We start from the raw sequence: 23,915 nt of genomic DNA on the forward strand, positions 1-23,915 counted from the left end.
GAGTCAGTGTCGCAAGAACTTGAGCACGGCCAGGACTCGCCGGTGCTGACCCGCGTCGATTTCTTGCAGGCCTAGCTTGCTGAAGATCCGGGTCGCATATCGCTCGACCGCACCGACGCTGATGTGGAGCATTGCGGCGATGCCGGCGTTCGAGCGCCCCTCCGCCATGAGCGCGAGGACGTCACGCTCGCGTGACGTCAGCATGTCGAGTTCGCCTGGCTCTCTCCGTCGACCGATCAGCAGGCTCACGACGTCTGGGTCTAGAGCGGACTCGCCGGCCGCGACTCGTCGGACCGCGTCTGCGAGCACGCCTCCCTGCGCGACTTTCTCCTTGAGGAGGTAGCCGACCCCCTGCGGACGGTCGGCGACGAGCTTCATGGCGTAGCCGGTGTCGAGGTACTGGGAGAGGACGACGACCCCCAAATCCGGGAACTCGGTGCGCAGTTCTCGTGCAGCGTCGATACCGTCATCGCTCATATTGGGTGGCATCCGGATGTCGGTGACAAGCACATCCGGTCGGCTCTGAGCTGCCCTACGGCGAAGGGCGTCAGCGTCGCCGACTGCTTCGACTTTCATCCCAGCGTGCTCTAGAACGCGCAAGATGCCTTCTCGGACGAAGGTCTGATCCTCGGCAACCAGCACGCGAAGCTCGTGCGGGGCGGGGCTTGCCGCCGTTGCAGGGTGATCCGCGCCCCGCGTCCCAGGTTCACGTGGAGAAGCGCTCACGTCGCCAGGCTACCTTTGCGCGGCTGGGATGAGCACCGTCAAGCCGCTATGCGCTGGCTAGGTGTAGTTCCTCGGCACGTTGTGAACGTGGGTTGATGTAGTGAAGACCTCCGGGACGATGTGGGTTACCACACTCACTTCGTTCACCGGAGGTCTTCGTGACTCACGCTAATGCCCATCTGACTCCGAAGGGCCGGCTGCGGTTGGCCCAGTCGATCCTCGAGCAGGGCTGGTCCTATCGGCGGGCAGCCGAGCGGTTCCAGTGCTCGCCGGCCACGGCCAAGAAGTGGGCGGATCGGTTGCGCGCGGGCCTGCCGATGACCGATCGCAGTTCCCGGCCGCGCTCGAGCCCGAACCGCACCAGTAGGCGCACCGAGCGGCGCATCGTCGCGTTGCGGTTCATCCGCCGCTGGGGCCCCCACCGCATCGCCTTCCACCTGCATCTGGCCCGCACCACCGTCGAGCGCGTCCTGAGCCGGTACCGGATGCCCAAGCTCGCCCATCTGGATCAGAACACCGGCCTGCCCGTCCGGAAGCCGAAGCCGGTGCGCTACGAGCGTCAGAAGCCGGGCGAGTTGGTGCACATGGACATCAAGAAGCTCGGCCGCATCCCCGACGGCGGTGGCCACCGGGTGCTCGGCCGGCAGCAGGGCAACAGGAACAACACCGGGCACGGCAAGGCCGGGCGCGGCTACGCGTTCCTGCACCACGTCGTGGACGACCACTCGAGGCTGGCGTACTCCGAGATCCTCGCCGACGAGCGCAAGGAGACCGTGGTCGCGTTCTGGCAGCGCGCGAAAGCGTTCTTCTCCGAGGCCGGCATCACGATCGAGCGGGTCATGACCGACAACGGCTCGGCCTACCGCTCACGGCTGCTGGCGAAGGAGCTCGGGACGATCAAGCACAAGTTCACCAAACCCTACCGGCCGCAGACGAACGGCAAAGTCGAGCGGTTCAACCGCACCCTGGCCGCCGAGTGGGCCTACGCCAAGCCGTACGCGTCCGAGGAAGCCCGAGCCGCCGAATACCAGGCCTGGGTCCATCACTACAATCACCACAGACCCCACACCGGCATCGGCGGCAAGAGCCCCTCAGAACGCGTTCACAACCTCACGAGGAACTACAGCTAGGCTGCTTACCCTTCATGACGGGTGCCCGCGCAACCGTCAGCAGCTGCGCCGAGCCGACCCGAAGCCGCGTCTCGCGCCCGGGCCGCGGCGCCGCGAGCAATCCCGGCTGACCGCGCCGCTGTCGTGGAGTGGGTGAAGGCGGAGGTCAAGGCTGGCCGGACTCCGAGCGGGCCGACGATCGCTGAGCGTCTCGGGAACGTCTCGCGGAAGACCGGTGCGAGGATTCGCGCACAGGTGCTCGCAGGGGAGATCTGAGCGGGAGCCGCGCACAACCTGGGCATCTGGTCATTCTGTGAAAAGCGCCCCGAGTCGGACGACGGCTCGAGGGCGCTTCGCTGTTGACACGTGTCAGTGAGCGCTGACCGGCATGACGGTGAACTCGTCGAGGTTGCGGAGCTTCCTGGGCGGCGGAGGACGGGAGGGGCTACCCTGTTTCCGTGCATGCCACCAGTTCTCGCGCGGCCGCCGTGGTGCGTCGTGTCTTGCTGGTGGTACTTGCGCTGGGCGTGTTGTTCGGCTTGGCGGGCATGCATGAGGTGATCAGCGGCCCGAACGCCGCCGCTTCTGCGGTTGCCGCGCACCTGGAGCATGCGGTCGGCCATGCTGCAGCCCACGACACGGGCCCGATGGCGCACGCGGCGGTGACGGCGCCGATGGGTGACATGTCTCATGCGATGGAGACATGCTGCATGGCGCTGGTGGTGATGCTGGCCCTGGCGATGCTTGCAGCCCCGGGGCTGCTCGGCACCCTCACGTCTTTGCGGCCGCGCGCACAGATTGCTCCAGCCGATTCGCCGCGCCCGGTCCGCGGTATCGAACGCAATCTCACCCTCGGAGTGCTCCGGATCTGATGGGGGCGTAGGAGGAGTCTGCCTGTTTTCGGGCGACTCCTTCAACGCTTCTGTTCCTCATCAGACCTGTACTTGGAGTACCTCCGTGAACTTGAATACCCGCATTGCGGTCGCCTCGGCGACCGCTGTCACCATCGTCGGCGTTCTCGTCGGCTGCTCATCGAGCAACTCGTCCTCTCATTCGGGGATGTCGGGAATGCCCGGCACCAGCACATCTCCGTCGACGTCATCGTCCGTTTCCGCAAAGCACAACGCGCAAGATGTGACGTTCGCGCAGATGATGATCGTCCACCATCAAGGAGCGGTCCAAATGGCGCAGATCGCCGCGAGCAAGGCTGCGATGCCGGACGTGAGGCAACTGGCCGACAAGATCCAGAAGGCGCAGTCGCCGGAGATCGACGAGATGACCGGATGGCTGCGCGCTTGGCGAGAGCCGGTGAGCATGTCCGAACCGAGCTCGATGCCGATGCCGTCCGATTCTTCGATGGGTGGCATGGACATGAGCGAGCCGACGGCCTCCAGCATGCCGGGCATGACGCCTGAGGACATGAAGAGCCTGGAAGCCGCGACGGGCATGGGCGTCGACAAGACGTTCCTGACCCTGATGATCGAGCACCACAAGGGCGCGACGCAAATGGCACAGACCGAGATCTCGAATGGTCAGAATACGCAGGCGCTGCGCCTGGCGCACAGCATCGTCGAGTCTCAGACCAAGGAGATCCAGACGATGCAGTCCATGCTCCAGAGCATGGGCTGAGCGACGCCGCCCGGGAGCGGCCGGCGGTCCGGCCGCTCCCGGGCGTTCCTGCGACGCTTTGAAAGCTGGCACCGATGCCATCCCCGTCCTTCCGCCCACCCGCACACCGGGCGCTTCCCGCCGCGACCACCCACCTTGGCTGGCCGGGGCTATCGACCCTCCGCCGCACCGGAATAGCGTCAGCACCGTTCCAGCTGACGGCGGCGCTGAAAGGAGCACGACTATGAGCGACACACACAGCCACGGTCACGACCACCACCACGACACGCCCGCCGGGGCGACCGATCTCATCGCCTGCCCGGTGATGACGGACAACCAGGTGAGCCGCACCGAGGCGGAAGCAGCAGGACGCAGCCGCGAGTGGGAGGGCCGCACCTACTATCTGTGCTGCGACTCCTGCGTCGCAGCGTTCGATGCCGACCCGGCCGCCTACGCCGGCAACGTTGATGAACGCGGCATGCCGACTCGGCACAGTGCGCCGGCCGATCATGCTGGTCACGAGCACGAGCACGAGCACGAGCACGAGCACGAGCACGAGCGCGAGCGCGAGCACGGCGCATCGCACGAGCATGCCGCGCGCGATCAGATGGGCCACTCTGGGCATGACCGGATGGGCCACGGCGGCCACAGCGGCCACGGCGATCACGCGGCGCAGTTCCGGGACCGGTTCTGGTGGAGCCTGGTCCTGGCGGTGCCCGTGGTCATCTTCAGCCAAATGTTCGGGCACATCCTCGGCTACCAGCTCACGTTCTCCGGGGCCGCGTGGGTCTCTCCCGTGCTCGGAACGGTAATCTTCGTCTACGGCGGCTACCCGTTCTTCACCGGAGCCGTCTCCGAGCTGCGAACCCGCAAGCCCGGCATGATGACGCTGATCGCCATGGCGATCTTGGTTGCGTTCGTCGCGTCGTGGGCGACTGTGATCAAGCCGTCGCTCGAGCTCGACTTCTGGTGGGAGCTCGCGCTGCTGATCGCGATCATGCTGCTCGGGCACTGGCTCGAGATGCGCGCCCTCGGCGCCGCCTCCGGCGCACTGGATGCACTGGCTGCGCTGCTACCGGACACGGCGGAGCTGGTCCGCGGCGAGGACATCGTCGAGATCCCGTTGGGCGAGATCGCCGAAGGTGACATCGTCCTGGTCCGCTCCGGCCGCCGTGTGCCGGCGGACGGGACCGTGATCGACGGCCAGGCGGAGGTGGACGAGTCGATGATCACCGGCGAGTCCCGCACCGTCACTCGCGGTGTCGGCGCTCAGGTCGTCGCCGGGACCGTGGCTACCGACACCGCGATCCGGGTGCAGATCACCGCCGTGGGCGAGAACACGGCGCTGGCCGGCATCCGCCGCCTCGTCGATGAGGCCCAACGGTCCTCCTCGCGAGCGCAGGCGCTTGCTGATCGGGCGGCTGCGCTGCTGTTCTACTTCGCCGCAGGTGCGGGGCTCATCACGTTCGTGGTCTGGATGCTGCTCGGCGACCCGACCGATGCGATCGCCCGCACCGTGACTGTGCTGGTGATCGCATGCCCGCACGCGCTGGGTCTTGCGATCCCGCTCGTGATCTCGATCTCGACCGAGCGGGCGGCCAAGGCGGGCGTGCTGGTGAAGAATCGGCTCGCGCTCGAGCGGATGCGGACGATCGACATCGTCCTGTTCGACAAGACCGGCACCCTCACCCGCGGTGAGCCCGCAGTCTCGCGCACCATCACGGCCGGCATCGACAAAGCTGAGGCGCTGCAGCTCGCCGCGGCCGTCGAAGCCTCGTCCGAGCATCCCCTCGCTCAGGCGATCGTTCGCGCCGCCGACGAGCACGGCACCACAGCGCGCCCCGCAGCGACGGCCTTCCGCTCGCGCACCGCCCGCGGGGTCGAGGCCACGGTGAACGGCGCGCTCATCCGGGTCGGCGGACCGCGCCTCCTCCAAGAAACGGGCGTTGTGGCCCCTGAGAGCATCAGCGGCCCGGCAGCAGAGGCCGCCGCTCAGGGCGCCACGGTTCTGTACCTCCTTCGCGGCGAAGATGCTCTGGCCGCGTTCGCGCTACAGGACGAGATCCGCCCTGAGTCGGATGCCGCGATCCGCGCCCTGCACGAGCGCGGGGTGAAGGTCGCGATGATCACCGGGGATACCGCCGACGTCGCGAACTCCGTCGGACGGCAACTCGGCATCGACGAGGTCTTTGCCGAGGTGCTCCCTGCCGACAAGGACAGCAAGGTCTCGGAGCTGCAGCATCGCGGCCTGAAGGTTGCGATGGTCGGAGACGGCGTGAACGACGCGCCTGCTCTCGCCCGCGCAGACGTCGGCATCGCCATCGGTGCGGGAACCGATGTCGCGATCGAGTCCGCCGGTGTTGTGCTCGCCTCCAGTGACCCGCGCGCAGTGCTCTCTGTCATCGAGCTGTCCCGCGCGAGCTACCGCAAGATGATCCAGAACCTCGTCTGGGCCACCGGTTACAACATCATCGCTGTGCCGCTGGCCGCCGGCGTCCTCGCCCCGATCGGATTCGTGCTCTCGCCCGCGGTCGGCGCGATCCTCATGTCCGTGTCCACCATCGTCGTCGCCCTCAACGCCCAGCTGCTGCGCCGCATCCGACTGGCCCCAGAATCCCTCGCCCCCGTGCGCTGACGCGCAGCCCCGCTCGCACCGCCGCTCCTGGGTGGCGATCGCGGCCGCCGACCACGAAGGAACCATGACAGAACCCACCCTCCCTGCCACTCACCGCACACGCCGCTCGCTCAGGGAAGCCAACAGGCGGCGCAAGCCCCTCCCGAAGCTCCGCCCCGCAGCCACCCTCGCGGTCCTCGCGATCGCCGGGCTGCTCGCCGCGATGGCGATCCCGATCGTCTCTTCGGCCGCACCCGCGGCATCCCACAGCGCACGCCCGCTGAGCACCCAGTCGATGCGGGTCGCCGACACCGGAGCCGCCGCGATTATCAGGGATTCCTATGCCGTGAATGTCACACCGAGACCGGCCGCCCCCAAGGCGCCGAAGGCCGGCACCGCCCTCCAAACCGTGCCGGCCGGGAATCTCGCCTGGCCGTTCGGGCATCCCGTTCCGCTCAGCTCGCTCTTCGGCGCCCGCAGTGCACCCTGCTCCGCGTGCTCGTCCAACCACCAAGGCGTCGACATGATCCCCGGCGTCGGCACCCCGATCATGGCCGCCGCCCCCGGCATAGTCCGGGATGCCAAGTACGGCGGTGCACTCGGCAACTACGTCGTCATCGACCACATCATCGGCGGCCGCCACGTGAGCACCATGTACGCCCACATGGCAACCCTGCCCCGGGTCTCGGCCGGACAGACGGTGTCGGCCGGCGCTGTCATCGGAACCGTGGGAAGCACGGGTGAGAGCACCGGGCCGCATCTCCACTTCGAGGTCCTCCTCGACGGCGTGACCGCGGTGGACCCGCTGCCGTGGCTTGCGTGAGAACGCGTTGAGCGCCATCCCATGAGTTCAGGAGCTACTCGAGGTGGAGGTCGACACAACATTGGCCGCATGCGGACGGGGCCCGTGAGCTGAGATAGATCACAGCTCGCCGCGTGCGGGATCGCTTCTTGTGGACAATTCGGTCTCGCAGTCGGGCCAGTGTGCAAACAGCGACCGCATGATCACATGCGTCGCTTGCGGCACCGAACTCACCGCCGAGCGTCAGCTCTGAGGTGACCCGCTTGCCGGAGATTGAAAGGCCGGATCTCACAACTTCCGGGGCTCTCCACTGGTAACTCGGCAAGTTCTCGTTGCGCCTCGGCCGGTGGCCTGATGTGTGCGCACGGAGGTCAAGCTACGCGAGGCCAGTTCGTTGCAGCCACGACTGTACCCGTTGGCCGGCATCGTGAATGGTTTCTCCTTGCAGAGCGAGGCCGTCGTGGACTGTGGCGCCGTTGCAGAGGTCGGTGTAGTCGGTCTGTGCGTTCCCCATGCCGCTGACGGCGTAGGTGACGAAGGGGTAGACGTCTTTCCCGGACCAGTTGAGGGCTTCGGCGAAGGTGCGCATGATCATCGGGACTTGAACGTTCCAGATCGGGCTACCGAGAAGGATCGTGTCGTAGTCGTCGAGCGAGGGCAGCTGTCCGCGGATTGCGGGTCGTACATCGTCCTGTTCCTCTTGGACGTTGCGGGCGACTGTCTGCTCGTAGTCGTGGGGGTAGGGGTTGGCAGCTTGGATGCGGTAGACGTCCGCAGTGATGCGGTCGGCGATCATCTCGGCGGCGACCTGCGTGTTGCCGACCTTCAGGTCGACCCGGCCTCCGTAGCGGTAGTTCTCGCCGGCGCGGGAGAAGTACGCGATGAGAACGCGCTGGGCAGGGGCGGCCGACGGCGTGGGATGCGCCGCCGGGGAAGGTCGTCCTGATTCGTTCACGGTGGTTCCAGTTCGTGGGGTGCAGGCTGCCAATGCCGCGGATGCCAGAACGCCGCCGGTGAGGACCAGACCAGTGCGCATAAGATCGCGCCGGCGCAGCTCCCGGACGCGGCCGCTACGAGGCATCGCTGACGTCCGTTCCGCTTGGTGTGCTCGGCGAGCGGTCAGCGCGGAATGGCTTCGAGGGTCGCGGACAGGGCGTCGGCGGTACCGGTCGAGTCGACAATGTTCTTCGCGTAGCGGCGGTACTTGCTGCGGTAGGCGTCGCTGATCGCCTCTTGGGCCGCCGCGTCGGTGACCTCGGTGAACGTGACGTCACGCTCGATGTTGCCGATGCTGATGTGCCCGATGCCGGTGGTGCGGGTGCCTTTGAACCACCCGGCGCCGCGGCCGTGGACGGAACGCAGGTAGACATGATCCCCGACGCGCACCGCCCAGATAATCACGGGCCGGGTGGTCGTGCCGTCGGCACGCACGGACGACACGCGCAGTTCGTCAACGTCGTCGAAGACTTCGAGTTCGGCCTCGGCCCAGGTGCTCATGATGGTTCCTTCGTTCGGTTGGGTTCGGTGTTCTCCGCCGGCTGTGGTGCCGCCTCGGTTTCGATGGTGGCGGCCCAGCTGCCCAGCAGTTTCAGTCGCTCCTCGGAGGCGCTGCCGGGGGCGGCGGTGAAGGTGAAGAGATGCCAGCCGGGGTCGGCGGGCAGGTCGAGGCCCTCGTAGGTGAGCTCGAGGTCGCCGACGACGGGATGGCGCAGGCGCTTGATCCCGGCGCGGTGGAAGCGCACGTTATGCGCGGCCCACCGGATGCGGAACGGCTCGGATCGGGTGACGAGTTCGCCGATCAGGTCGGTGAGCTGCTTGTCGTGCGGATGCTTGCCGGCGTAGCTACGCAGGGTGGCGACGATGTCGTCGGCGCCGGTCTCCCAATCGGTGTAGAACTCGCGTGCGTCGGGTTCGTTCAGGAACACGAAGCGGGCGTTGTTGACGGGGCGCCGCGGGTTCGCGAACAGGGGCGCGTTCAGGGCCCGCCCGAGCCGGTTAGCGGCGACGAAGTCCATGTGCTCGTCGCGTACCCAGGCGGGGGCGTCCGTGATCGCATCCAGGAAGCGTTGCAGGCTGGGGCGCACCCGGTTCGGTGCCGGCCGCTTGCGGCGCACCGGGCGTGGGTGGGCGGCGCGGGCGAGATCGAAGAGGTGGGAGGTCTCGGCCTCATCGAGCTGGAGGGCGCGGGAGAGGGCTTCGAGGACTTCGTCGGAGACGCCGCCGAGATCGCCGCGTTCCATTTGGGCGTAGTAGTCCACGCTGAGCCCGGCCAGCAGCGCGACCTCTTCGCGGCGGAGGCCGGGTACGCGCCGGTTGCCGCCGCCGATGAGGTTGGCCTGCTCGGGGGTGATGCGGGCGCGGCGGGTGCGCAGGAACTCCTGCACCTCGCTCTTGTGATCCATGACCACCACGGTAGGCGTGGCGCCCGCCGTGTGGGGTGGGCTGCCAGTACCTGGGTCGACAGCAACTGCCATGTCAGCGTGGAACCGCCCACAGTGGAAGACGCAGGCAGGTGATCGACGATCGCCGCCCGTGTCGCTTGTCGAGAAAGGCACAACCACATTCATGCTTGCCACCTTCATGTACGGCCCCGGAGATGTCCGCGTCGAGGAGGCCGAGGAGCCCAAGATCCTCGCCGCCACCGATGCGATCGTGCGCATCACGCTCTCCTGCGTGTGCGGGTCGGACCTGCACGCCTACCACGGCGGCGGCACACGGTCCGGCATTGCCCGGATGGGCCACGAGTTCCTTGGAGTCGTCGAGGAGACCGGGGCGGATGTGCAGACGCTGAAGAAGGGCGACCTGGTGCTGGCCCCGTTCGTGTGGGCCGACAACACCTGCGAGTTCTGCCGTGAGGGGCTGCACACCTCCTGCCGCCACGGTGGTTCCTGGGGCAATGGGGACGTCGGCGGCGGGCAGGCCGAGGCCGTGCGCGTCCCGCAGGCCGACGGCACGCTCGTGAAGCTCCCGGTTCCCGCCGACTCGGAGCTGTTGCCGGACCTTCTCACCCTCTCGGATGTGATGTGTACCGGCTACCACGCCGCGGTCAAGGGTCGTGTGAGCGCGGAGACGACGGTCACCGTGATCGGAGACGGCGCGGTCGGCCTGTCCGCGGTGCTGTCGGCCAAACTGCTCGGCGCCCCACGGATCATCCTCATGGGGCGCCACCCGGCCCGCACGGATCTCGGTGTCGAGTTCGGCGCCACCGACGTCGTCGCCGAGCGTGGTGAAGAGGGCGTCGCGAAGGTGCAGGATCTCACGAACGGTGACGGCACGCATGTGGTCATCGAGGCGGTCGGATTCCCCGCCGCCTACGACCAGGCATTCGGGGCCGTCCGCGCCGGCGGCACCGTCTCGCGGGTCGGCGTGCCGCAGTACCAGGACGCGAACGTGGGCTTCGCGCGGATGTTCTTCCGCAACATCACCCTCACCGGCGGCGTCGCGCCCGCCCGCGCGTACATCGAGCAGCTCATGCCCAAGATCCTCGACGGCACCATCCACCCGGGCCGGGTATTCGACCGCACCGTAGCTCTGCCCGACATCGCGCAGGCATACCAGGCGATGAACGACCGCGAGGCCCTCAAGGTCCTCGTCCGCCCGTGACTCGAACACTTCAATCGAAAGGCAGCACCGCAATGACCACCAACCAGATAACCGTGACGTTGAACAACGGCCTTGCGATCCCGGCCCTCGGCTTCGGCGTGTTCCAGGCCTCCCCGGAGGACACCGTCACCTCCGTGACGACCGCCCTGCAGGGCGGCTATCGGCTGATCGACACCGCCGCCTCCTACGGCAATGAGCGCGAGGTCGGCGTAGGCATCCGGCGATCCGGCATCGACCGCTCCGAGATCGTCATCGAGTCGAAGCTGTGGATCAGCGACTACGCCGACGACAAGCCCGAAGTCGGGTTCGAGGCGAGCCTGCGCCGTCTCGGCGTGGACTACGTCGACCTGTATCTGCTGCACCAGCCCACCCCGGCCGATTTCGATGACACCATCGCCGCCTACCAGCTGCTCGAGCGCAAGCTCGCCGAGGGCAAGGTGCACGCCATCGGCGTCGCCAACTTCAGCCCCGACCACCTCACCCGGCTCCTCGACACGGTCGACACCGTCCCGGCGGTCAACCAGGTCGAAGTCCACCCGTACTTCACGAACGCCACCGTGCAGCACGCCGACACGACGCTCGGCATCCTCACCCAGGCGTGGTCGCCGATCGGCGGCATCCACCGTTACCGGCCCTCCGATGGGGCCGGCGCCGGGAACGTGTTCGAGAACCCCGTCATCACGGGACTGGCGGCGAAGTACGGCAAGAGCCCGGCGCAGGTGATCCTGCGCTGGCACCTCGACGAAGGCCGCTCCGCGCTGCCGAAGTCGACGCACGCGAACCGCATCGCGGAGAACTTCGACGTCTTCGACTTCACCCTGACCTCCGACGAGCTCGCCGCGATCGACGCTCTCGACACCGGCCTGCGCGGCGGCCCCGACCCGGAGCTGCTGAACACCCGTACCTTCCCCCGCGCCGTGGACAACAGCTGAGAGCGATGACCGAAACCACCTCCCTCCCGCTCGCGGCGTCACCGGGCGCGTCCCGGGCGCCCCGAGCCGGGCATCCTGGTGCGGCGCTCGGGGTCGCCATGCTCGGCTTCTTCGTCGTCGCCCTGGACTCCCAGGTCGTCAACGTCGCCCTGCCGTCGATCCGGCATGACCTCGGCGGTGGCTTGTCCGGGCTGCAGTGGATCGTCACTGGGTACACGCTGATGTTCTCCGCCCTGATCCTGTTCGCCGGCACTCTCTCCGAACGCGTCGGCGCCAAGCGCGCCTATGGGGCCGGGATGATCCTGTTCGTTCTGGCCTCCGCCGCCTGCGGACTCGCTCCGAACCTCCCGGTCCTCATCGGCGCCCGTTTCGTGCAGGGCCTCGGCGCGGCGCTGATCACCCCGACCGCGCTCGCCCTCATCCGCGAGGCATACCAGGACGCCCGTAAACGGGCACGGGCGATCGCTTACTGGGCGATGGGCGGCTCCATCGCCGCCGCGGCCGGGCCGATCGTCGGCGGCGCGCTCACCCAGGTCGACTGGCGGATCATCTTCTACCTGAACCTGCCGGTCGGCATCATCGCCCTCCTCATCCTGTTCCGTGTCGGCACCTCACCGCGGCGCGAGCATCCCTTCGACTGGACAGGGCAGATCGCTGCAGTCGCGGGGCTCGCCGCGCTCACCTACGCGATCATCGAAGGCGGCAGCCACGGCTATGGGCAGCCGCTGATCCTCACCGGCTTCGCCGTGTTCGTCATCGCCGTGATCGTTTTCCTCACCGCGCAGCAGCGCGGCATGCATCCCATGGTCCCGCTCGACCTGTTCCGCTCCCGGCGCGTGATCGTCGCGCTGGCCGCCGCGTTCATCGGCATGGTCGGCTTCTACGGCGTCGTGTTCATCCAAAGCTTGTATTTCCAGCAGCTGCGTGGCGCCTCCCCGCTGACATCCGGCCTGCTGTTTCTACCGATGACCGCCTGCGTGGCCGCGCTGAGTCCCATTGTTCCTCGCGTGGCGGCCCGGTTCGGGCTGCGAGTCCCGATCGTCGGCGGCCAGGCGCTCATGGTCGCGGGGCTCGTCGCCCTCGCCTGCATCCCAGTCAGCGCCCCCACATGGGTTGTCGCTGTGCTGATGGTTCCGGTCGGGGTCGGCGGGTCCTTCACCGTCCCACCTCTGACCAGCCTTCTGATCGACAGCATCCCGGCCAGTCGCACCGGCACCGCCAGCGGCGTGCTCAACATGTTCCGTCAGATGGGCGGCTCCCTCGGTGTGGCCGCCGTCGGCGCCGTCATCGCCGTCCAGACGAGTTTCATGACCGGGCTGCGCATCAGCCTCATCGCCATCGCCGTTCTCGTCGCCATCACCACCATCGCGAGCCTGACGCTGCGGCACGTCCCGCACGAATAACCGACCTCCATCCGCAGAAAGACGACCATGATCGACATGCCTCAGCCCAGCCGCGCCCAACAGCTCGTGGGCGACTTCGCTCCCAAGCTTGCCGAGCTCACCGACGAAGTCCTCTTCGGCGACGTATGGGAGCGTCCCGCACTCAGCCGCCGCGACCGCAGCCTCGTCACCGTCGCAAGCCTCGTCACCTCCTCCAGCACCGAGCAGCTCGTCAGCCATCTGCGCCTGGCGAAGCAGAACGGGCTGACCGAGGATGAGCTGAAGGAAGCGATCATCCACCTCGCCTTCTACGCCGGGTGGCCGAAAGCGATGTCCGCGATCCTCGTCGCCAAGCAGGTCTTCGGCGACATCGAGAACGCGACCGACGGGGAGAAGCCGTGAAACTCGTCCCGAAGTCACCGACCTCCAAGGGTCCGGCCTCGAACTTCACCGGGGACGTCTGGGTCGACGCGATCGCCGCGCCGCAGGGCAGCGACCAGCGGATGAGCGTAAGCCGCGTTCGCTTCGCGCCCGGTGCTCATACCGCCTGGCACTCCCACGCGCTCGGGCAGACGCTGCACATCACCGAAGGCGTCGCACTGATCGGCACCCGCGACGGCACCACCATCGAAGCCCATCCCGGCGACACGATCTTCACCCCGTCAGGCGAAGAGCACTGGCACGGCGCGACCCCAGACGACTTCATGGAACACCTCGCGATGCTCGACAACGCCGACGACCGCGCGGACACAACCACCTGGCTGGAGCACCTCGCACCCGGCGAATACCGTCGCCCCGACACGACGTAGAAGAGCCGCGGTCGTCGCATCCGTGCCGCGTGCGCAACCATCACTCCTCACCAGCCGCACCCGCTGTGGCGTCGAGATCACCTCTGAGCACACTTGCGCCAACCCGCTCTCCGGCTTTGACGCGTGCCGCGACGCCTTCGAGGCGGTGCACGACGAGTCGGTTGAGCTGGATGGAGGTGAGCCGGCTGCGGCGGGCGCGGGCTGCGGCGAAGAATGGGCTGCCGGATCTTGACCAGCCGGGAACTCTCGATCGGTGAGCGTGATCAGGAGCGCGTGGCGGCGGACCACGCCTGAGTCGCGGCCTGCACCGCGTCCCACGGGGACCCGAGGGGCGGCGTGTACGAGAGATCGAGCTCGGAGATCTGCTCGATGGTGAGGCCGGCGTAGAGAGCGGTGGCGAAAGTGTCCACGCGTTTGGCGACTTCGGTGCCGAGGGTTCCGACGAGCTGCGCGCCGAGGAGTCTTCCGTCTCGGTTGTCGCCGGTGATCTGGAAGCTGATCGGGTGGGAGCCGGGGTAGTAGCGCTTGTGGTCGTCGGCGGTGGCCCCGACGGTGAGCGGCTGGTACCCCGCGGCGGCTGCGTCATGGTCGCGAAGTCCGGTGCGGGCGGCGACGATGTCGAAGACCTTCACGACCTGGGTCCCCACGGACCCGGCGAAGCGGGCGTTGCCGCCGAGGGCGTTCTCGCCGGCGACGCGGCCCTGTTTGTGCGCCGTGGTGCCGAGCGGCAGATAGGTGGGGCCGAGGAGGCGGTGGTGGGTGACAGTGCCGTCGCCTGCGGAGTAGACGTGCGGAAGGCCGGTGCGCATGTGCTCGTCGACGACGACCGCGCCGCCTGCGCCGAGGGTCGCGCCCGCGTGCTCGAGGAGCTCGGTGTTGGGGCGCACGCCGACGACGACGAGGACGAGGTCGGCGAGGCGTGCGAAGCGGCCGTCTTCGCGGACGCCCCGCACGACGAGGCCGTCGCTCGTCTTCTCGATCCCCGTGACCGTTGTCCTGGTGATCACCTCGACATCGTGCGTGTCGAGTTCGGCGTGGACGATGGCGCCGAGTTCGGGGTCGAGGGTGGAGAGGACTTCGGGGCCGCGCTGCAGTTGGGTGACTTTGATGCCGCGGACGGTGAAGGCCTCGGCCATCTCGAGGCCGACGTAACCGGCGCCGACGATGACCGCGGTCTTCGGGTCGCGTTCGTCGAGGCGTGTATCGAGGGCGAAGGTGTCACCCATGGAGTGGATGACGTGCACGCCGTCGTCCGCGGTGAGCTGGTCGAGGCCTGTGATGCCGGCGTGGGAGGGCAGGGCGCCGGTGCCGACAACGAGCTCGTCGTAGCCAAGCTGCTCGATGATCCCGTCGGGGCCGCGGACCTCGAGTCTCTGACCGGCCACGTCGATGCCGGTCGCCCAGGTGTCGAGGCGCAGGTTCATGCCGGTGGCCTCGAGGTCGGCGGCGGTGCGGTGGGCGAGGGACTGCCATGGCTGGACTTCGCCGGAGAAGTAGTAGGGGATGCCGCAGATGGAGTAGTTGGGATAGCGGTCGGCGACGACGACAGTGACATCGACCGTGGGGTCGAGTTCGCGGGCGCGCAGCGCGGCCGAGATGCCGGCGTCACTACCGCCGATGGCGATCAGATGGGTCATGAGAGGGTCCTTTCGGGGACGATGGCGTCGGCGGCGCGCAGGCGCGGAGCCGGGACGAGGATGACGAGGAGCCCGAGGCCCGCGGCGGCGCCGACGAGCTGGGCGACGAGGAAGCCGGGCGCGGAGGCCGGGGCGATCCCGGCGAAGGTGTCCGTGAACATCCGTCCGAGGGTGACGGCGGGGTTCGCGAACGAGGTGCTGCTGGTGAACCAGTAGGCGGCGCCGATGTAGGCGCCGATCGCGGCCGGTGCCGCAGCGGTCTGCCCGGTGCGCGCCAGCAGGAAGATCAGGAGGATGAGGATCGCGGTGGCGACGACCTCGCCGATCAGGTGGCCGGCGGTGGAGCGGTGCTTGGTGGACAGCGCGTAGCCGGTGCCGAACATGGCGTTGGCGAGCCCGGCGCCGCCGATGCCGCCGGTGATCTGGGCGGCGAGGTAGACCAGTGTCTCCCGCCAGGATCGGCCGCCGAGGAGCGCGTCGGAGAGGGTGACCACGGGGTTGAAGTGGGCGCCGGAGATCGGGCCGAGCATCAGGATCAGCACCGCGAGGCCGAGCGCAGTGGCGATCGAGTTCTCCATCAGCTCGAGCCCGACGTCGTGCGGAGACAGCTGCTGGGCCGCGATGCCGGAGCCTGCGACGATCGCGACGAGCAGCCCTGTGCCGAGGAACTCGGCGGTCGCGCGGCGCCAGAGGGCGGGATGGGAGGTCACGGCGAACAGCTTGACGAAAACCGATCGCTCAGTCAAGCTTGAGTCGATGAATGTTGAGCGAACTGAGGTGGAGAGGCGTGCCGCCGTGCATGCGGCGCTTGGCGATCCGGCGCGCTTGCGGATCGTCGACGCGCTTTCGCTCGGGGACCGCTCCCCGGTGGAGCTGCAGGCCGAGCTCGGCATGCCCTCGAATCTCATGGCCCACCACCTGAAGACGCTGGAAGGAGCCGGGCTGATCAGCCGGCACCGCTCGGAGGCCGACCGGCGCCGCAGCTACCTCACCCTGGAACGCGCCGGCCTTGTAGGGCTCCTGCCGGGCGCGCTGCTCACGGCGCCACGGGTGGTGTTCGTGTGCACCGCCAACACCGCCCGCTCACACCTCGCGGCGGCGCTGTGGCGCACGAGGAGCGCGATCCCGTCGACCTCGGCCGGCACCCACCCGGGCGAGAAGATCGCCCGCGGCGCGCTGGATGCCGCCCACCGGCACGGGCTGGAGCTGCCGGAGGTCGCGCCGCAGGCGCTTGCCGAGGTGGCGCAGCCGGGCGATCTCGTGATCACGGTGTGCGACCTCGCGCACGAAGAACTCGCCGAGCCTCACGCGCTGCATCTGTCGATCCCGGACCCGGTTGCACTCGGCACCCGGAAGGCGTTCGACGATGCGTTCGAGCTGCTGGCCGAACGTGTCGAGGATCTGGCGCCGCGGATCGCCGCGGCCTGAGAGGAAGAGGTGAGGACGACGATGTCCCACGCGAACGTCACGCTCGACCAGGAGCTCGCGCTGCGCAACTGCGCCGAACGACTGGCTGCCGAGTTCGAGGGAGTCTTCGGGAAGGAGACCATCGACCGGTTCCTGCACGAGTCCCACCGGCAGCTGGCCGAGCATGCCACGGTCGCGACGTTCCTGCCGGTGCTCGCGGAGCGGTTCTCCCGCCAGCGGCTGCACGCGCTGGCCCGGGTGGAGGGCCCGCAGGCGGATGGGAAGCCGACGGTGCTGTTCCTGTGCGTGCACAACGCCGGCCGCTCGCAGATGGCGCTCGGGTTCTTCCAGCGCTACGCCGGGCAGGCCGCGATCGGCTGGTCCGGCGGTTCCGAGCCCGGCGACCGGGTGAACCCGGCCGCGGTCGCGGCGATGGCCGAGCGGGGCATCGACATCGCCGCCGAGTTCCCGAAGCCGTGGACGGACGAGATCGTGCGAGCCGCTGACGTCGTGATCACCATGGGATGCGGGGATGCCTGCCCGGTCTTCCCCGGCAAGCGCTACGAGGAGTGGGAACTCGACGACCCCGCCGGACTCGACGTCGCTCACGTGCGCCCGATCCGTGACGCGATCGAGCAGCGCGTGCTACACCTGCTGGGCGAGTTGAACATGGCCGCAGCCGGCTGACCCATTACTCCGCGACCGTGATGGCCGCCGACACCGCGGCAGCGTACTCGGCTGTCTTCCCGGCGGCGAGAGCGATCAGCGCCGCGGCGACGGAGACGGCGGCGAGGATGGCGAACAGCACCGGATAGCCGCCGGCGACCACGGCGATCCCGGCCCCGATGCCCGGCGCGAGCGCCCCGGCCGCGGCCAGCGGCGCCTGGTAGACGCCACTGAGCGCCGCGTAGCGCTCCGGACCCCACAGATCAGCCGGCAGGGTGGCGTTCACCAGAGTGAACAGGCCGCGGGCGGCGCCACCGAGAATCGCGATCGTGATCGACAGCCACTCCGGGCCCGGGATCATCGCCTGCGCGAGGAGGCTCGCGGCGAGAAGCGCAATGACGAACGCGGCGCGCGTTCGCGGCCGAAGTGTGCGGTTCAGCAACGGGTATACGAGCCTCCCGCTGACCTGCCCAGCACCGGCGAGCCCGACCGCCCAGGCCGCCAGGGCCGGGCTCGCGCCGCGTCCGAGCAGGAGCACCGGAAGTGCGACGAGGGAGGCGTAGCTGACGAACGCGGTGAGCGTGCCGGAGGCCGCGAGAAGGACGAACGGCCGGCTCGCGAGGATGTCACGGTCCCGCGTCCGAGCCGAGGCGCGATGAGGCTGCCAAGGCAGTTTCAGGGAGAAGGCGTGCGCAGGGAGTGTGACGACGAGGACGGTGCCGGCGAGCACCAGGTATGCGCCGCGCCATCCGAGACGCCCGTCGAGGAACGCGTTGAACGGGGCGAAGATCGTCGAAGCGAAACCGCCCGCAAGCGTGAGGGTCGTGATCGCCTGCACCCGCCGCGTCCCGAACCAGCCGGTGAGCGCCGCGAACGCCGGCGAGTAGTACAGGCCCGCCGTGGCGACCCCCGCGAGCACCCAGGCCGCCGCGAAGGCGGCGAAGGACGGCGCCATCGCGACGCCGGCAACGGATGCCGCGCCCAGCACACTGCCGAGCGACATCACCGGTCTGGGGCCGAAGTGTTGTAGCAGTCGCCCGACCGGGATGCCGCAGACCGCGCCGACGAGGCTCCCCACGGAGAACGCGGTCGTGATGGCGACCTGGGACCAGCCGGTGTCCTGTGTGATCGACGGGGCGAGCACCGTGAACGCGTAGAAGAGCGCCCCGTAGCTGATGACGACCGTCACGCTGAGTGCGACGAGCACACCGGTCAGCGCCCGGGCCGGTGGAGCCGCGGCAGCTTCGGTCATCAGCCAAGCGGGATCAGCGGGCGCGAGCCGATCTCGACCGACTGCCTTGCAGCCGGCGCGCAGCACGAGCCACCATCCAGATCCGCGGAACCGCCGCAGACCCCGGAATCCGGCAGCACCAGCTCATTGCGTGCGGCCGCCTCATGATCCCCAGCGAGCTCGGCGACCACGGAGCGCACCTGTTCGTATCCGGTGAGCGCGAGGAAGGTCGGGGCGCGCCCGTAGGACTTCGCCCCGATGATGTAGAAGCCCGGCTCCGGCTGCGCCAGCTCGAGCGCCCCGGTGGCCCGCACGGTCCCGCACGAGTGGACGTTCGGGTCGATCTCCGACGCCAGCCCGGCGACCGCCTGCAACGACGGGTCGAGCGCGGTGCGCACCTCGGACAGGAACGACAGCTCGGGGCGGAACCCGGTGAGTGCGAAGACATGGTTGACGCCCGTGATCTCCTGCCCGTCATCGCTGACGAGCGCGAGGCCCTCGTCGTCTTGGCGGATCTCGGCCGTGCGGAACCCGGGGACGAGGTTCACGCGGCCGTCTTCGACGACCTTCCGCGCCCGGCCGCCGAGCGCGCCGCGGGCAGCGAGCTGGTCATCGGCCGAGCCGAACCCGGCAAGCGTTCCGCGGCGGATAGCCCAGTCGACCCGGGTGCCCGGCTCGCGCTGGACGAGTCCCGCGAGCCGGATGACGGCGTGCGCCGCCGAGTGCCCGCTGCCGACGACGACCACGTGCTTGCCGGAAAGCTCCGACACGGAAGCCGGGATGCGGTACTCGACCTGCCCGGCAGCCGCCGCGGCTCGCTCGTCGAGCGCCGGGAGGCCTTCGGCACCGGCCGGGTTCGGCTGTTCCCAGGTGCCGGAGGCGTCCAGGACGGCGCGCGCCAGCAGCCTCCCCTCGGACCCGTCCGCATGCTGCATGTGCACGGTGAACGGCTGGGATGCGCGGCCGGAGTCGACCACACGGTCTCGGCCAACACGGCTGACCCCCGTGACCGTTGCGCTCGTGCGCACTCGGCTGCCAAGTGCGGCAGCGAGCGGCGCGAGGTACTCCTTCACCCACTCACCCCCGGTCGGATAGCCCGTGAGCGGCGCTGCCCAACCGCCCTGCTCCAGAAGACGGCGGGAAGCCTGGTCGACCAGCTCCGGCCACTCCGAGAACAGCCGCACGTGCCCCCACTCGGAGACCGCGGCGCCCGCGCCGAACCCCTTCTCGAGGACCACGGGTTCGATGCCCCGCTCCAGTAGATGGGCGGCGGCGGCCAGGCCCTGCGGGCCGGCTCCGATGATCACGACGGGCAGCTGCTCGCTCACAACACTCTCCTTGAATCGACGTTCTTCGATGCGATCAGCGTGCCGGACACATCGACGAATGTCAATGCGATGTGGCAGAATCCTCCCATGACCACGACGCTGCCGCCGCTGACCACCGACGCGGCCTCCTGCTGCTCCCCAGTGACCGGCGGCGTCCTCGACGTCGAGGAGGCCGAGCGCATCGCCAAGACCTTCAAAGCCCTCGGCGACCCCACCCGCGTCCGCCTCCTGTCCCTGATCGCAGCCAGCGACGGCGGCGAAGCGTGCATCTGCGACCTCACCGACCCGGTCGGCCTATCTCAGCCCACCGTCTCCCACCACATGAAACTCCTCGCCGACGCCGGCCTCGTCACCCGCGAACAGCGCGGCAAGTGGGCCTACTACGCCGTCATCGAGGACGCGCTGAAGAACGCCGCCGCGGCACTTCGCACCAGGTGATGCCTGTGGGCATCCGCGCCATGACGGCCGCCGACTGGCCGGCCGTCCACGCCATCTACGCCGAAGGCATCGCCACTGGCAACGCCACCTTCGAGTCCGAACCGCCCGCATGGGAGAAGTTCGACTCCGGCAAGCTCCCGGCCCCGCGCCTCGTGGCAGACCTCGATGGCGAGATCGTCGGGTGGGTCGCAGCATCACCCACCTCCGCGCGCGCCGTGTACCGCGGCGTCGTCGAGCACTCCGTCTACGTGAGCGCCCCCGCGCGCGGCAACGGCATCGGCGGCGCGCTCCTCGATGCGTTCATCGAGGCCGCCGACGCAGCCGGGATCTGGACCATCCAGTCCTCGATCTTCCCCGAGAACACCGCCAGCCTGGCCCTCCACGCCTCCCGCGGATTCCGCACCGTCGGCACCCGCGAGCGCATCGCGCAGATGGGCTACGGCCCGTGGGAAGGCTACTGGCGCGACACGGTGCTCATCGAGCGGCGATTCCCGCCTCGCATTTGAACCGCCTCAGGCGCTGACTCTCTCGATCAACTCCGGCAAGTCACCGTTCACCGGGATCGGCGCGACTTCGTCGACGACGATCGCTTCGGCCCCCGCCGCGGCAGCGCCACACACCGCATCGAACAGCCGCTGAGTACCAGCAGCCGCCTGGTCGATGCAGTACTTGTAGGGCGAGCTAGGGGCGCGGTCAAAGACCCAGGTCGACGGGAAACTGCCCGTGGTCAGGATCGTCGCGGAAAGTCCAGTCTGCGACCAGCATGAGGTCGCACCGAGGACCAACCGCGGCGTCGGCGCGCCTCCTCATGGTGCTCGGCGGTGACCGGGGAGATCGTTGGTATCGACACCGGTCGAGCGACGCGACCCGGTTCGACTCCCCAAGATCAACGCATAGGATGGGTCTCGTAACACCACCTGGAATCAGGTGCATGAGTGCACAGATGAGTGCACTAAGCCTTGACCGAGGGGCCACAGCCCAGTAGTTTCAAGGCATCGCCGATGTAGTTCAATGGCAGAACTTCTGCTTCCCAAGCAGACAGCGCGGGTTCGATTCCCGTCATCGGCTCCACTTTCCGCTCGTAGCGCTCGCCGAGACGCGCCGCGATACCGCTACACCGGCACGACCTTCAGCGTCGCGCCGAGCGAGACGCCCTCGACCATCGGCTGGCGGAACGCATCGGGCTGGGCTGCGTACTTCGCGTTGTAGGCATCCGTCACCGCCTGGTTCTTGACCTCGTTGACCGGCTCGAACGTGACCTCGCGGGAGATCTCACCAGCAGAGAAGACGGCGCGACCCGTCTCGGTGACGTGCCGGTACCAGCCGGCGCCAGTGCCGTGCACCGAGCGCACGAACACCTCGCCGCCGACGGTCACCGCCCAGATCGTGACACTCGCGAGCGGCGTGCCGTCGCCCGCGAGCGGGGCTACGCCGACCTCTTCGATCGCGCCGATCGCCTGAACTTCCTCAGGGCTCCATTCGCTCATAGCGCCAGTGTCACTCAGGGTCGTCGGCGCCGCGACCCCTGTGCAGCATCCGTTTGTTGATTTAGCCTGCAAATATGACGGACAGCGCTGTTCCCACCCTTCCCCTCAACGACGGCACCACGATCCCGGTGATCGGACTCGGCACCTACGGGCTGAACGGAGCCGCTGGTGCGGAATCCGTCGCGCACGCGATCGGGCTGGGTTACCGGCTGATCGACACGGCCTACAGCTACGGCAACGAGGATGCCGTGGGCGAGGGCATCCGCAAATCGGGCATCGACCCGGCCGAGCTCATCGTGACGAGCAAGGTGCCGAACGGGCACCACGGCCGCCGCCCGACGCTCGAGGCGTTCGAGCAGACGATGAAGCGGCTCGGGCTCGAAAAGCTCGATCTGTACTTGATCCACTGGCCAGAGCCGCAGGACGGCCGCTACGTCGAGACGTGGCAGACCCTCGTCGAGCTGCAGCAGCAGGGTCGCGTGCGCTCGATCGGCGTCTCCAACTTCGACGCGAAGCAGCTCGATGACGTCATCGCCGCGACCGGGGTGACGCCCGCCGTGAATCAGGTGCCCGTGTCGCTGCTGCACCCCAATAGCGAGGCGCAGGCGGCGGATGCTTCGCGTGGCGTCCTCACCGAGAGCTACAGCCCCCTCAAGTTCGGCGACCGCGTGGCGCAGCAGCCGGCCTTCGCGCAGATCGCCCGCGACCACGGCGTGACGACGAACCAGCTGGTGCTGCGGTGGCACATCCAGTCGGGGAACGTGCCGATCCCGCGCTCGCGCTCGGGGGAGCACCAAGCAGAGAACTTCGACGTGTTCGGCTTCGAGCTGAGCGAAGACGAGCTGGCGAAGCTGAACGCACTCTCCGCGTAGGGACTCCCGATCGTCGAGGAGCGCGTAGCGCGTCTCGAAACGATCAGTTCCCCCGCTGCCGAAACGCCGTCAACGCGAGGTACAGCTCGGCCGCCTCGCGAGGCCGCCCGACCTCGCGCGCGGTGAGTGACGCGACTCTTCGCAACCTGTTCCGCACCGTGTTCTGGTGCACCCACATGCGCGTCGCGACATCGGCGACGGTCCCGTCAGACGCGAACCACTGCGTGAGCGTCTCGAGCAGCGCATCGCGCTCGGTCTCAGGCGCGGCGAGCAGGCCGCCGAGCACCGCATCGACGACCGGCCCGCTCACCTCGGGCGAGCCGGCCGCAGACATCGGCACCGGGGCGTCGCCGAAGAAGCACAGGGTGCCAGGGTCGGCCGCGGCGAGCGCGGTGCGCGCGAGGCGCACCGACTGGCCGATGCGACCGTAGTCGGGCTCGACCGGGCTGACGCCGACGGTCGGCGCGGCGTCGGCCGCGGCATCCCGCAGCTGTAGCTGCCAGTCCGGTGCGGCCGTGCTCACGATGCCGAGCTGCACGCCGCCGGCCATCACCCAGGCCGAGAGCAGCCCGCGGTCGCCGAGCTCCGGCTCGATGCGCGGCAACGGCATGCGGCCGAGCGCCGTCTCGCGCCCTGCCGCCTGGGCCGCGACGACCACGAAGCCGCCGGTGCGCGGCAGGCCGAGCCGGTCGACGGCCGCCCACGGCGACGCGGCCTCCTGCCCGCGGGCTGTGAGCAGTCCGTAGACGAGGCCAAGCCGCTCCTGCTGCCGCCCGAGCAGAGCGCGCGAGTACTCCGTGCGGTAGCCGGCGGTCATCGCCTGCACGAACTCGTCGTGCATGAGCCAGAGCTCGCTCGCGATGTCGACGAGCTCTGCCTCTGTGGCGACCTGGGTCGCGCGGGCGTGGGCGACGATGCGCCCCCAGAGGAACTTGGAGCCAACCCGCAGGGCGTCGGTCACGTCGGCGAGCGCGACGCCGTCGCGGGCGCGTGCCTCGCCGAGCCGACGGGCCGGGGCGTCACGCACCTCGGCCACGTCGGCTGCGGGGTCGGTCATCGCGACGACCGCCGCGATGTGGCGGGCGGCCGACTCCACCAGCTGGGGGAACGGCACGGTGTCGTCGGTTCGATAGAACTCGAGCTCGCCGCGGATCGCCTTGGCCATGCGCGTCGCGAGCTCCGGGTCGGCCGCTGCCACATCCCGCGTGAGGCGGGTGAGCAGCGGCCAGCTCGCGGTGGTGGGGTCCATCGGCTCACGCTAGCG

At 68.8% G+C, this 23,915-nt stretch carries 26 protein-coding genes and 1 tRNA gene; 16 read left to right on the forward strand and 11 right to left on the reverse strand.

Features of this window, described 5'->3' with window-relative positions; genetic code table 11:
* Positions 1 to 3: 3 nt before the first annotated feature.
* Positions 4 to 642: a response regulator transcription factor gene (locus D7I44_RS07815; protein ID WP_245980104.1), complete on the reverse strand. Its 639-nt coding sequence runs from the start codon at positions 640 to 642 to the stop codon at positions 4 to 6.
* A 242-nt stretch (positions 643 to 884) separates the two neighbouring features.
* Between D7I44_RS07815 and D7I44_RS07820 the strand changes: the two genes are divergently transcribed.
* From D7I44_RS07820 to D7I44_RS07840, 5 genes are all read left to right on the forward strand, one after another.
* Positions 885 to 1,856 carry an IS481 family transposase gene (locus tag D7I44_RS07820; protein WP_120788984.1) on the forward strand — a complete coding sequence of 324 codons (972 nt, stop codon included), beginning with the start codon at positions 885 to 887 and terminating at the stop codon, positions 1,854 to 1,856.
* Between the two features lie 437 nt (positions 1,857 to 2,293).
* Positions 2,294 to 2,707, forward strand: a complete 414-nt coding sequence (locus D7I44_RS07825) for a DUF6153 family protein (RefSeq protein ID WP_162940137.1) — start codon at positions 2,294 to 2,296, stop codon at positions 2,705 to 2,707.
* Between the two features lie 85 nt (positions 2,708 to 2,792).
* Positions 2,793 to 3,464, forward strand: coding sequence for a DUF305 domain-containing protein (locus D7I44_RS07830; RefSeq protein ID WP_220093847.1), 672 nt, complete (start codon positions 2,793 to 2,795; stop codon positions 3,462 to 3,464).
* A gap of 457 nt (positions 3,465 to 3,921) precedes the next feature.
* A complete protein-coding gene (locus D7I44_RS07835) occupies positions 3,922 to 6,078 on the forward strand; it encodes a copper-translocating P-type ATPase (protein ID WP_120790846.1) in 2,157 nt (718 codons plus the stop codon).
* A gap of 64 nt (positions 6,079 to 6,142) precedes the next feature.
* A complete protein-coding gene (locus D7I44_RS07840; protein WP_162940138.1) occupies positions 6,143 to 6,880 on the forward strand; it encodes a M23 family metallopeptidase in 738 nt (245 codons plus the stop codon).
* Positions 6,881 to 7,235: 355 nt separating this feature from the next.
* On the opposite strand, the gene D7I44_RS07845 is transcribed toward D7I44_RS07840, so the two are convergent.
* From D7I44_RS07845 to D7I44_RS07855, 3 genes are read right to left on the reverse strand one after another with little or no spacing between them, the layout of a single operon-like run.
* Positions 7,236 to 7,940: a flavodoxin gene (locus D7I44_RS07845; RefSeq protein WP_245980109.1), complete on the reverse strand. Its 705-nt coding sequence runs from the start codon at positions 7,938 to 7,940 to the stop codon at positions 7,236 to 7,238.
* Between the two features lie 38 nt (positions 7,941 to 7,978).
* Positions 7,979 to 8,356 (reverse strand): DUF2255 family protein, encoded by a 378-nt coding sequence (locus D7I44_RS07850; RefSeq protein ID WP_120788989.1) that lies wholly within the window; start codon positions 8,354 to 8,356, stop codon positions 7,979 to 7,981.
* The gene (locus tag D7I44_RS07855) at positions 8,353 to 9,261 is read right to left on the reverse strand and encodes a helix-turn-helix domain-containing protein (protein ID WP_120788990.1); all 909 of its coding nucleotides are present in this window, start codon (positions 9,259 to 9,261) and stop codon (positions 8,353 to 8,355) included. The genes D7I44_RS07850 and D7I44_RS07855 overlap by 4 nt, the downstream gene beginning before the upstream one ends.
* A gap of 163 nt (positions 9,262 to 9,424) precedes the next feature.
* On the opposite strand from D7I44_RS07855, the gene D7I44_RS07860 reads away from it, so the two are divergent.
* The 5 genes from D7I44_RS07860 to D7I44_RS07880 are packed head-to-tail and all read left to right on the forward strand — an operon-like array spanning position 9,425 to position 13,585.
* The gene (locus tag D7I44_RS07860) at positions 9,425 to 10,462 is read left to right on the forward strand and encodes a zinc-binding dehydrogenase (protein WP_120788991.1); all 1,038 of its coding nucleotides are present in this window, start codon (positions 9,425 to 9,427) and stop codon (positions 10,460 to 10,462) included.
* 32 nt (positions 10,463 to 10,494) lie between these two features.
* Positions 10,495 to 11,394 carry an aldo/keto reductase gene (locus D7I44_RS07865; RefSeq protein WP_120788992.1) on the forward strand — a complete coding sequence of 300 codons (900 nt, stop codon included), beginning with the start codon at positions 10,495 to 10,497 and terminating at the stop codon, positions 11,392 to 11,394.
* Between the two features lie 5 nt (positions 11,395 to 11,399).
* Positions 11,400 to 12,797, forward strand: coding sequence for an MFS transporter (locus D7I44_RS07870; RefSeq protein WP_120788993.1), 1,398 nt, complete (start codon positions 11,400 to 11,402; stop codon positions 12,795 to 12,797).
* A gap of 27 nt (positions 12,798 to 12,824) precedes the next feature.
* Positions 12,825 to 13,178, forward strand: coding sequence for a carboxymuconolactone decarboxylase family protein (locus D7I44_RS07875; protein ID WP_120788994.1), 354 nt, complete (start codon positions 12,825 to 12,827; stop codon positions 13,176 to 13,178).
* Complete coding sequence (locus tag D7I44_RS07880) at positions 13,175 to 13,585, forward strand: (R)-mandelonitrile lyase (RefSeq protein ID WP_120788995.1); 411 nt, start codon at positions 13,175 to 13,177, stop codon at positions 13,583 to 13,585. The genes D7I44_RS07875 and D7I44_RS07880 overlap by 4 nt, the downstream gene beginning before the upstream one ends.
* A 263-nt stretch (positions 13,586 to 13,848) precedes the next feature.
* Here the strand turns inward: D7I44_RS07880 and D7I44_RS07885 are convergent, their stop codons facing one another.
* Together D7I44_RS07885 and D7I44_RS07890 are read right to left on the reverse strand one after the other, a co-directional pair.
* Positions 13,849 to 15,222, reverse strand: a complete 1,374-nt coding sequence (locus D7I44_RS07885) for an FAD-dependent oxidoreductase (RefSeq protein ID WP_120788996.1) — start codon at positions 15,220 to 15,222, stop codon at positions 13,849 to 13,851.
* Positions 15,219 to 15,932 (reverse strand): aquaporin, encoded by a 714-nt coding sequence (locus D7I44_RS07890; RefSeq protein ID WP_120790847.1) that lies wholly within the window; start codon positions 15,930 to 15,932, stop codon positions 15,219 to 15,221. The genes D7I44_RS07885 and D7I44_RS07890 overlap by 4 nt, the downstream gene beginning before the upstream one ends.
* A 10-nt stretch (positions 15,933 to 15,942) precedes the next feature.
* On the opposite strand from D7I44_RS07890, the gene D7I44_RS07895 reads away from it, so the two are divergent.
* Both D7I44_RS07895 and D7I44_RS07900 read left to right on the forward strand, forming a co-directional pair.
* The gene (locus tag D7I44_RS07895) at positions 15,943 to 16,650 is read left to right on the forward strand and encodes an arsenate reductase/protein-tyrosine-phosphatase family protein (RefSeq protein ID WP_342768610.1); all 708 of its coding nucleotides are present in this window, start codon (positions 15,943 to 15,945) and stop codon (positions 16,648 to 16,650) included.
* Between the two features lie 21 nt (positions 16,651 to 16,671).
* Entirely contained in the window at positions 16,672 to 17,316 is a 645-nt protein-coding gene (locus tag D7I44_RS07900) for an arsenate reductase ArsC (protein ID WP_120788998.1), read from the forward strand.
* A gap of 4 nt (positions 17,317 to 17,320) precedes the next feature.
* Here D7I44_RS07900 and D7I44_RS07905 read toward each other — a convergent pair whose 3' ends face one another.
* Complete coding sequence (locus D7I44_RS07905; RefSeq protein ID WP_162940139.1) at positions 17,321 to 18,547, reverse strand: MFS transporter; 1,227 nt, start codon at positions 18,545 to 18,547, stop codon at positions 17,321 to 17,323.
* Positions 18,547 to 19,854 carry an FAD-dependent oxidoreductase gene (locus D7I44_RS07910; protein WP_120789000.1) on the reverse strand — a complete coding sequence of 436 codons (1,308 nt, stop codon included), beginning with the start codon at positions 19,852 to 19,854 and terminating at the stop codon, positions 18,547 to 18,549. Before D7I44_RS07910 ends, D7I44_RS07905 begins: the two co-directional genes overlap by 1 nt.
* Positions 19,855 to 19,941: 87 nt before the next feature.
* On the opposite strand from D7I44_RS07910, the gene D7I44_RS07915 reads away from it, so the two are divergent.
* Both D7I44_RS07915 and D7I44_RS07920 read left to right on the forward strand, forming a co-directional pair.
* Positions 19,942 to 20,292: an ArsR/SmtB family transcription factor gene (locus tag D7I44_RS07915; protein WP_120790848.1), complete on the forward strand. Its 351-nt coding sequence runs from the start codon at positions 19,942 to 19,944 to the stop codon at positions 20,290 to 20,292.
* On the forward strand, positions 20,292 to 20,798 hold the full coding sequence (locus D7I44_RS07920; RefSeq protein WP_245980115.1) for a GNAT family N-acetyltransferase: 507 nt from the start codon (positions 20,292 to 20,294) through the stop codon (positions 20,796 to 20,798). Before D7I44_RS07915 ends, D7I44_RS07920 begins: the two co-directional genes overlap by 1 nt.
* Positions 20,799 to 20,804: 6 nt before the next feature.
* Here D7I44_RS07920 and D7I44_RS07925 read toward each other — a convergent pair whose 3' ends face one another.
* A complete protein-coding gene (locus D7I44_RS07925) occupies positions 20,805 to 21,077 on the reverse strand; it encodes a hypothetical protein (RefSeq protein ID WP_120789001.1) in 273 nt (90 codons plus the stop codon).
* Between the two features lie 212 nt (positions 21,078 to 21,289).
* On the opposite strand from D7I44_RS07925, the gene D7I44_RS07930 reads away from it, so the two are divergent.
* Positions 21,290 to 21,363 (forward strand) — tRNA-Gly (locus D7I44_RS07930).
* 41 nt (positions 21,364 to 21,404) lie between these two features.
* Here D7I44_RS07930 and D7I44_RS07935 read toward each other — a convergent pair.
* Entirely contained in the window at positions 21,405 to 21,779 is a 375-nt protein-coding gene (locus D7I44_RS07935; RefSeq protein ID WP_120789002.1) for a DUF2255 family protein, read from the reverse strand.
* A gap of 74 nt (positions 21,780 to 21,853) precedes the next feature.
* Between D7I44_RS07935 and D7I44_RS07940 the strand changes: the two genes are divergently transcribed.
* Positions 21,854 to 22,651 carry an aldo/keto reductase gene (locus D7I44_RS07940; RefSeq protein ID WP_120789003.1) on the forward strand — a complete coding sequence of 266 codons (798 nt, stop codon included), beginning with the start codon at positions 21,854 to 21,856 and terminating at the stop codon, positions 22,649 to 22,651.
* A 43-nt stretch (positions 22,652 to 22,694) separates the two neighbouring features.
* Here D7I44_RS07940 and D7I44_RS07945 read toward each other — a convergent pair whose 3' ends face one another.
* Complete coding sequence (locus tag D7I44_RS07945) at positions 22,695 to 23,900, reverse strand: PucR family transcriptional regulator (RefSeq protein WP_162940140.1); 1,206 nt, start codon at positions 23,898 to 23,900, stop codon at positions 22,695 to 22,697.
* Between the last annotated feature and the right edge of the window lie 15 nt (positions 23,901 to 23,915).

It is taken from the genome of Gryllotalpicola protaetiae, assembly GCF_003627055.1.
Taxonomy (GTDB): Bacteria; Actinomycetota; Actinomycetes; order Actinomycetales; family Microbacteriaceae; genus Gryllotalpicola; species Gryllotalpicola protaetiae.

What these genes read in the sequence shown, in the direction of transcription:
- D7I44_RS07875 (WP_120788994.1), top strand. Translation starts at nt 12,825, where the DNA reads ATGATCGACATGCCTCAGCCCAGCCGCGCCCAACAGCTCGTGGGCGAC.
- D7I44_RS07945 (WP_162940140.1), bottom strand. Translation starts at nt 23,900, where the DNA reads ATGGACCCCACCACCGCGAGCTGGCCGCTGCTCACCCGCCTCACGCGG.
- D7I44_RS07935 (WP_120789002.1), bottom strand. Translation starts at nt 21,779, where the DNA reads ATGAGCGAATGGAGCCCTGAGGAAGTTCAGGCGATCGGCGCGATCGAA.
- D7I44_RS07845 (WP_245980109.1), bottom strand. Translation starts at nt 7,940, where the DNA reads ATGCCTCGTAGCGGCCGCGTCCGGGAGCTGCGCCGGCGCGATCTTATG.
- D7I44_RS07835 (WP_120790846.1), top strand. Translation starts at nt 3,922, where the DNA reads ATGCCGACTCGGCACAGTGCGCCGGCCGATCATGCTGGTCACGAGCAC.
- D7I44_RS07855 (WP_120788990.1), bottom strand. Translation starts at nt 9,261, where the DNA reads ATGGATCACAAGAGCGAGGTGCAGGAGTTCCTGCGCACCCGCCGCGCC.
- D7I44_RS07860 (WP_120788991.1), top strand. Translation starts at nt 9,425, where the DNA reads ATGCTTGCCACCTTCATGTACGGCCCCGGAGATGTCCGCGTCGAGGAG.
- D7I44_RS07915 (WP_120790848.1), top strand. Translation starts at nt 19,942, where the DNA reads ATGACCACGACGCTGCCGCCGCTGACCACCGACGCGGCCTCCTGCTGC.
- D7I44_RS07885 (WP_120788996.1), bottom strand. Translation starts at nt 15,222, where the DNA reads ATGACCCATCTGATCGCCATCGGCGGTAGTGACGCCGGCATCTCGGCC.
- D7I44_RS07905 (WP_162940139.1), bottom strand. Translation starts at nt 18,547, where the DNA reads ATGACCGAAGCTGCCGCGGCTCCACCGGCCCGGGCGCTGACCGGTGTG.
- D7I44_RS07940 (WP_120789003.1), top strand. Translation starts at nt 21,854, where the DNA reads ATGACGGACAGCGCTGTTCCCACCCTTCCCCTCAACGACGGCACCACG.
- D7I44_RS07840 (WP_162940138.1), top strand. Translation starts at nt 6,143, where the DNA reads ATGACAGAACCCACCCTCCCTGCCACTCACCGCACACGCCGCTCGCTC.
- D7I44_RS07920 (WP_245980115.1), top strand. Translation starts at nt 20,292, where the DNA reads ATGCCTGTGGGCATCCGCGCCATGACGGCCGCCGACTGGCCGGCCGTC.
- D7I44_RS07850 (WP_120788989.1), bottom strand. Translation starts at nt 8,356, where the DNA reads ATGAGCACCTGGGCCGAGGCCGAACTCGAAGTCTTCGACGACGTTGAC.
- D7I44_RS07870 (WP_120788993.1), top strand. Translation starts at nt 11,400, where the DNA reads ATGACCGAAACCACCTCCCTCCCGCTCGCGGCGTCACCGGGCGCGTCC.
- D7I44_RS07900 (WP_120788998.1), top strand. Translation starts at nt 16,672, where the DNA reads ATGTCCCACGCGAACGTCACGCTCGACCAGGAGCTCGCGCTGCGCAAC.
- D7I44_RS07865 (WP_120788992.1), top strand. Translation starts at nt 10,495, where the DNA reads ATGACCACCAACCAGATAACCGTGACGTTGAACAACGGCCTTGCGATC.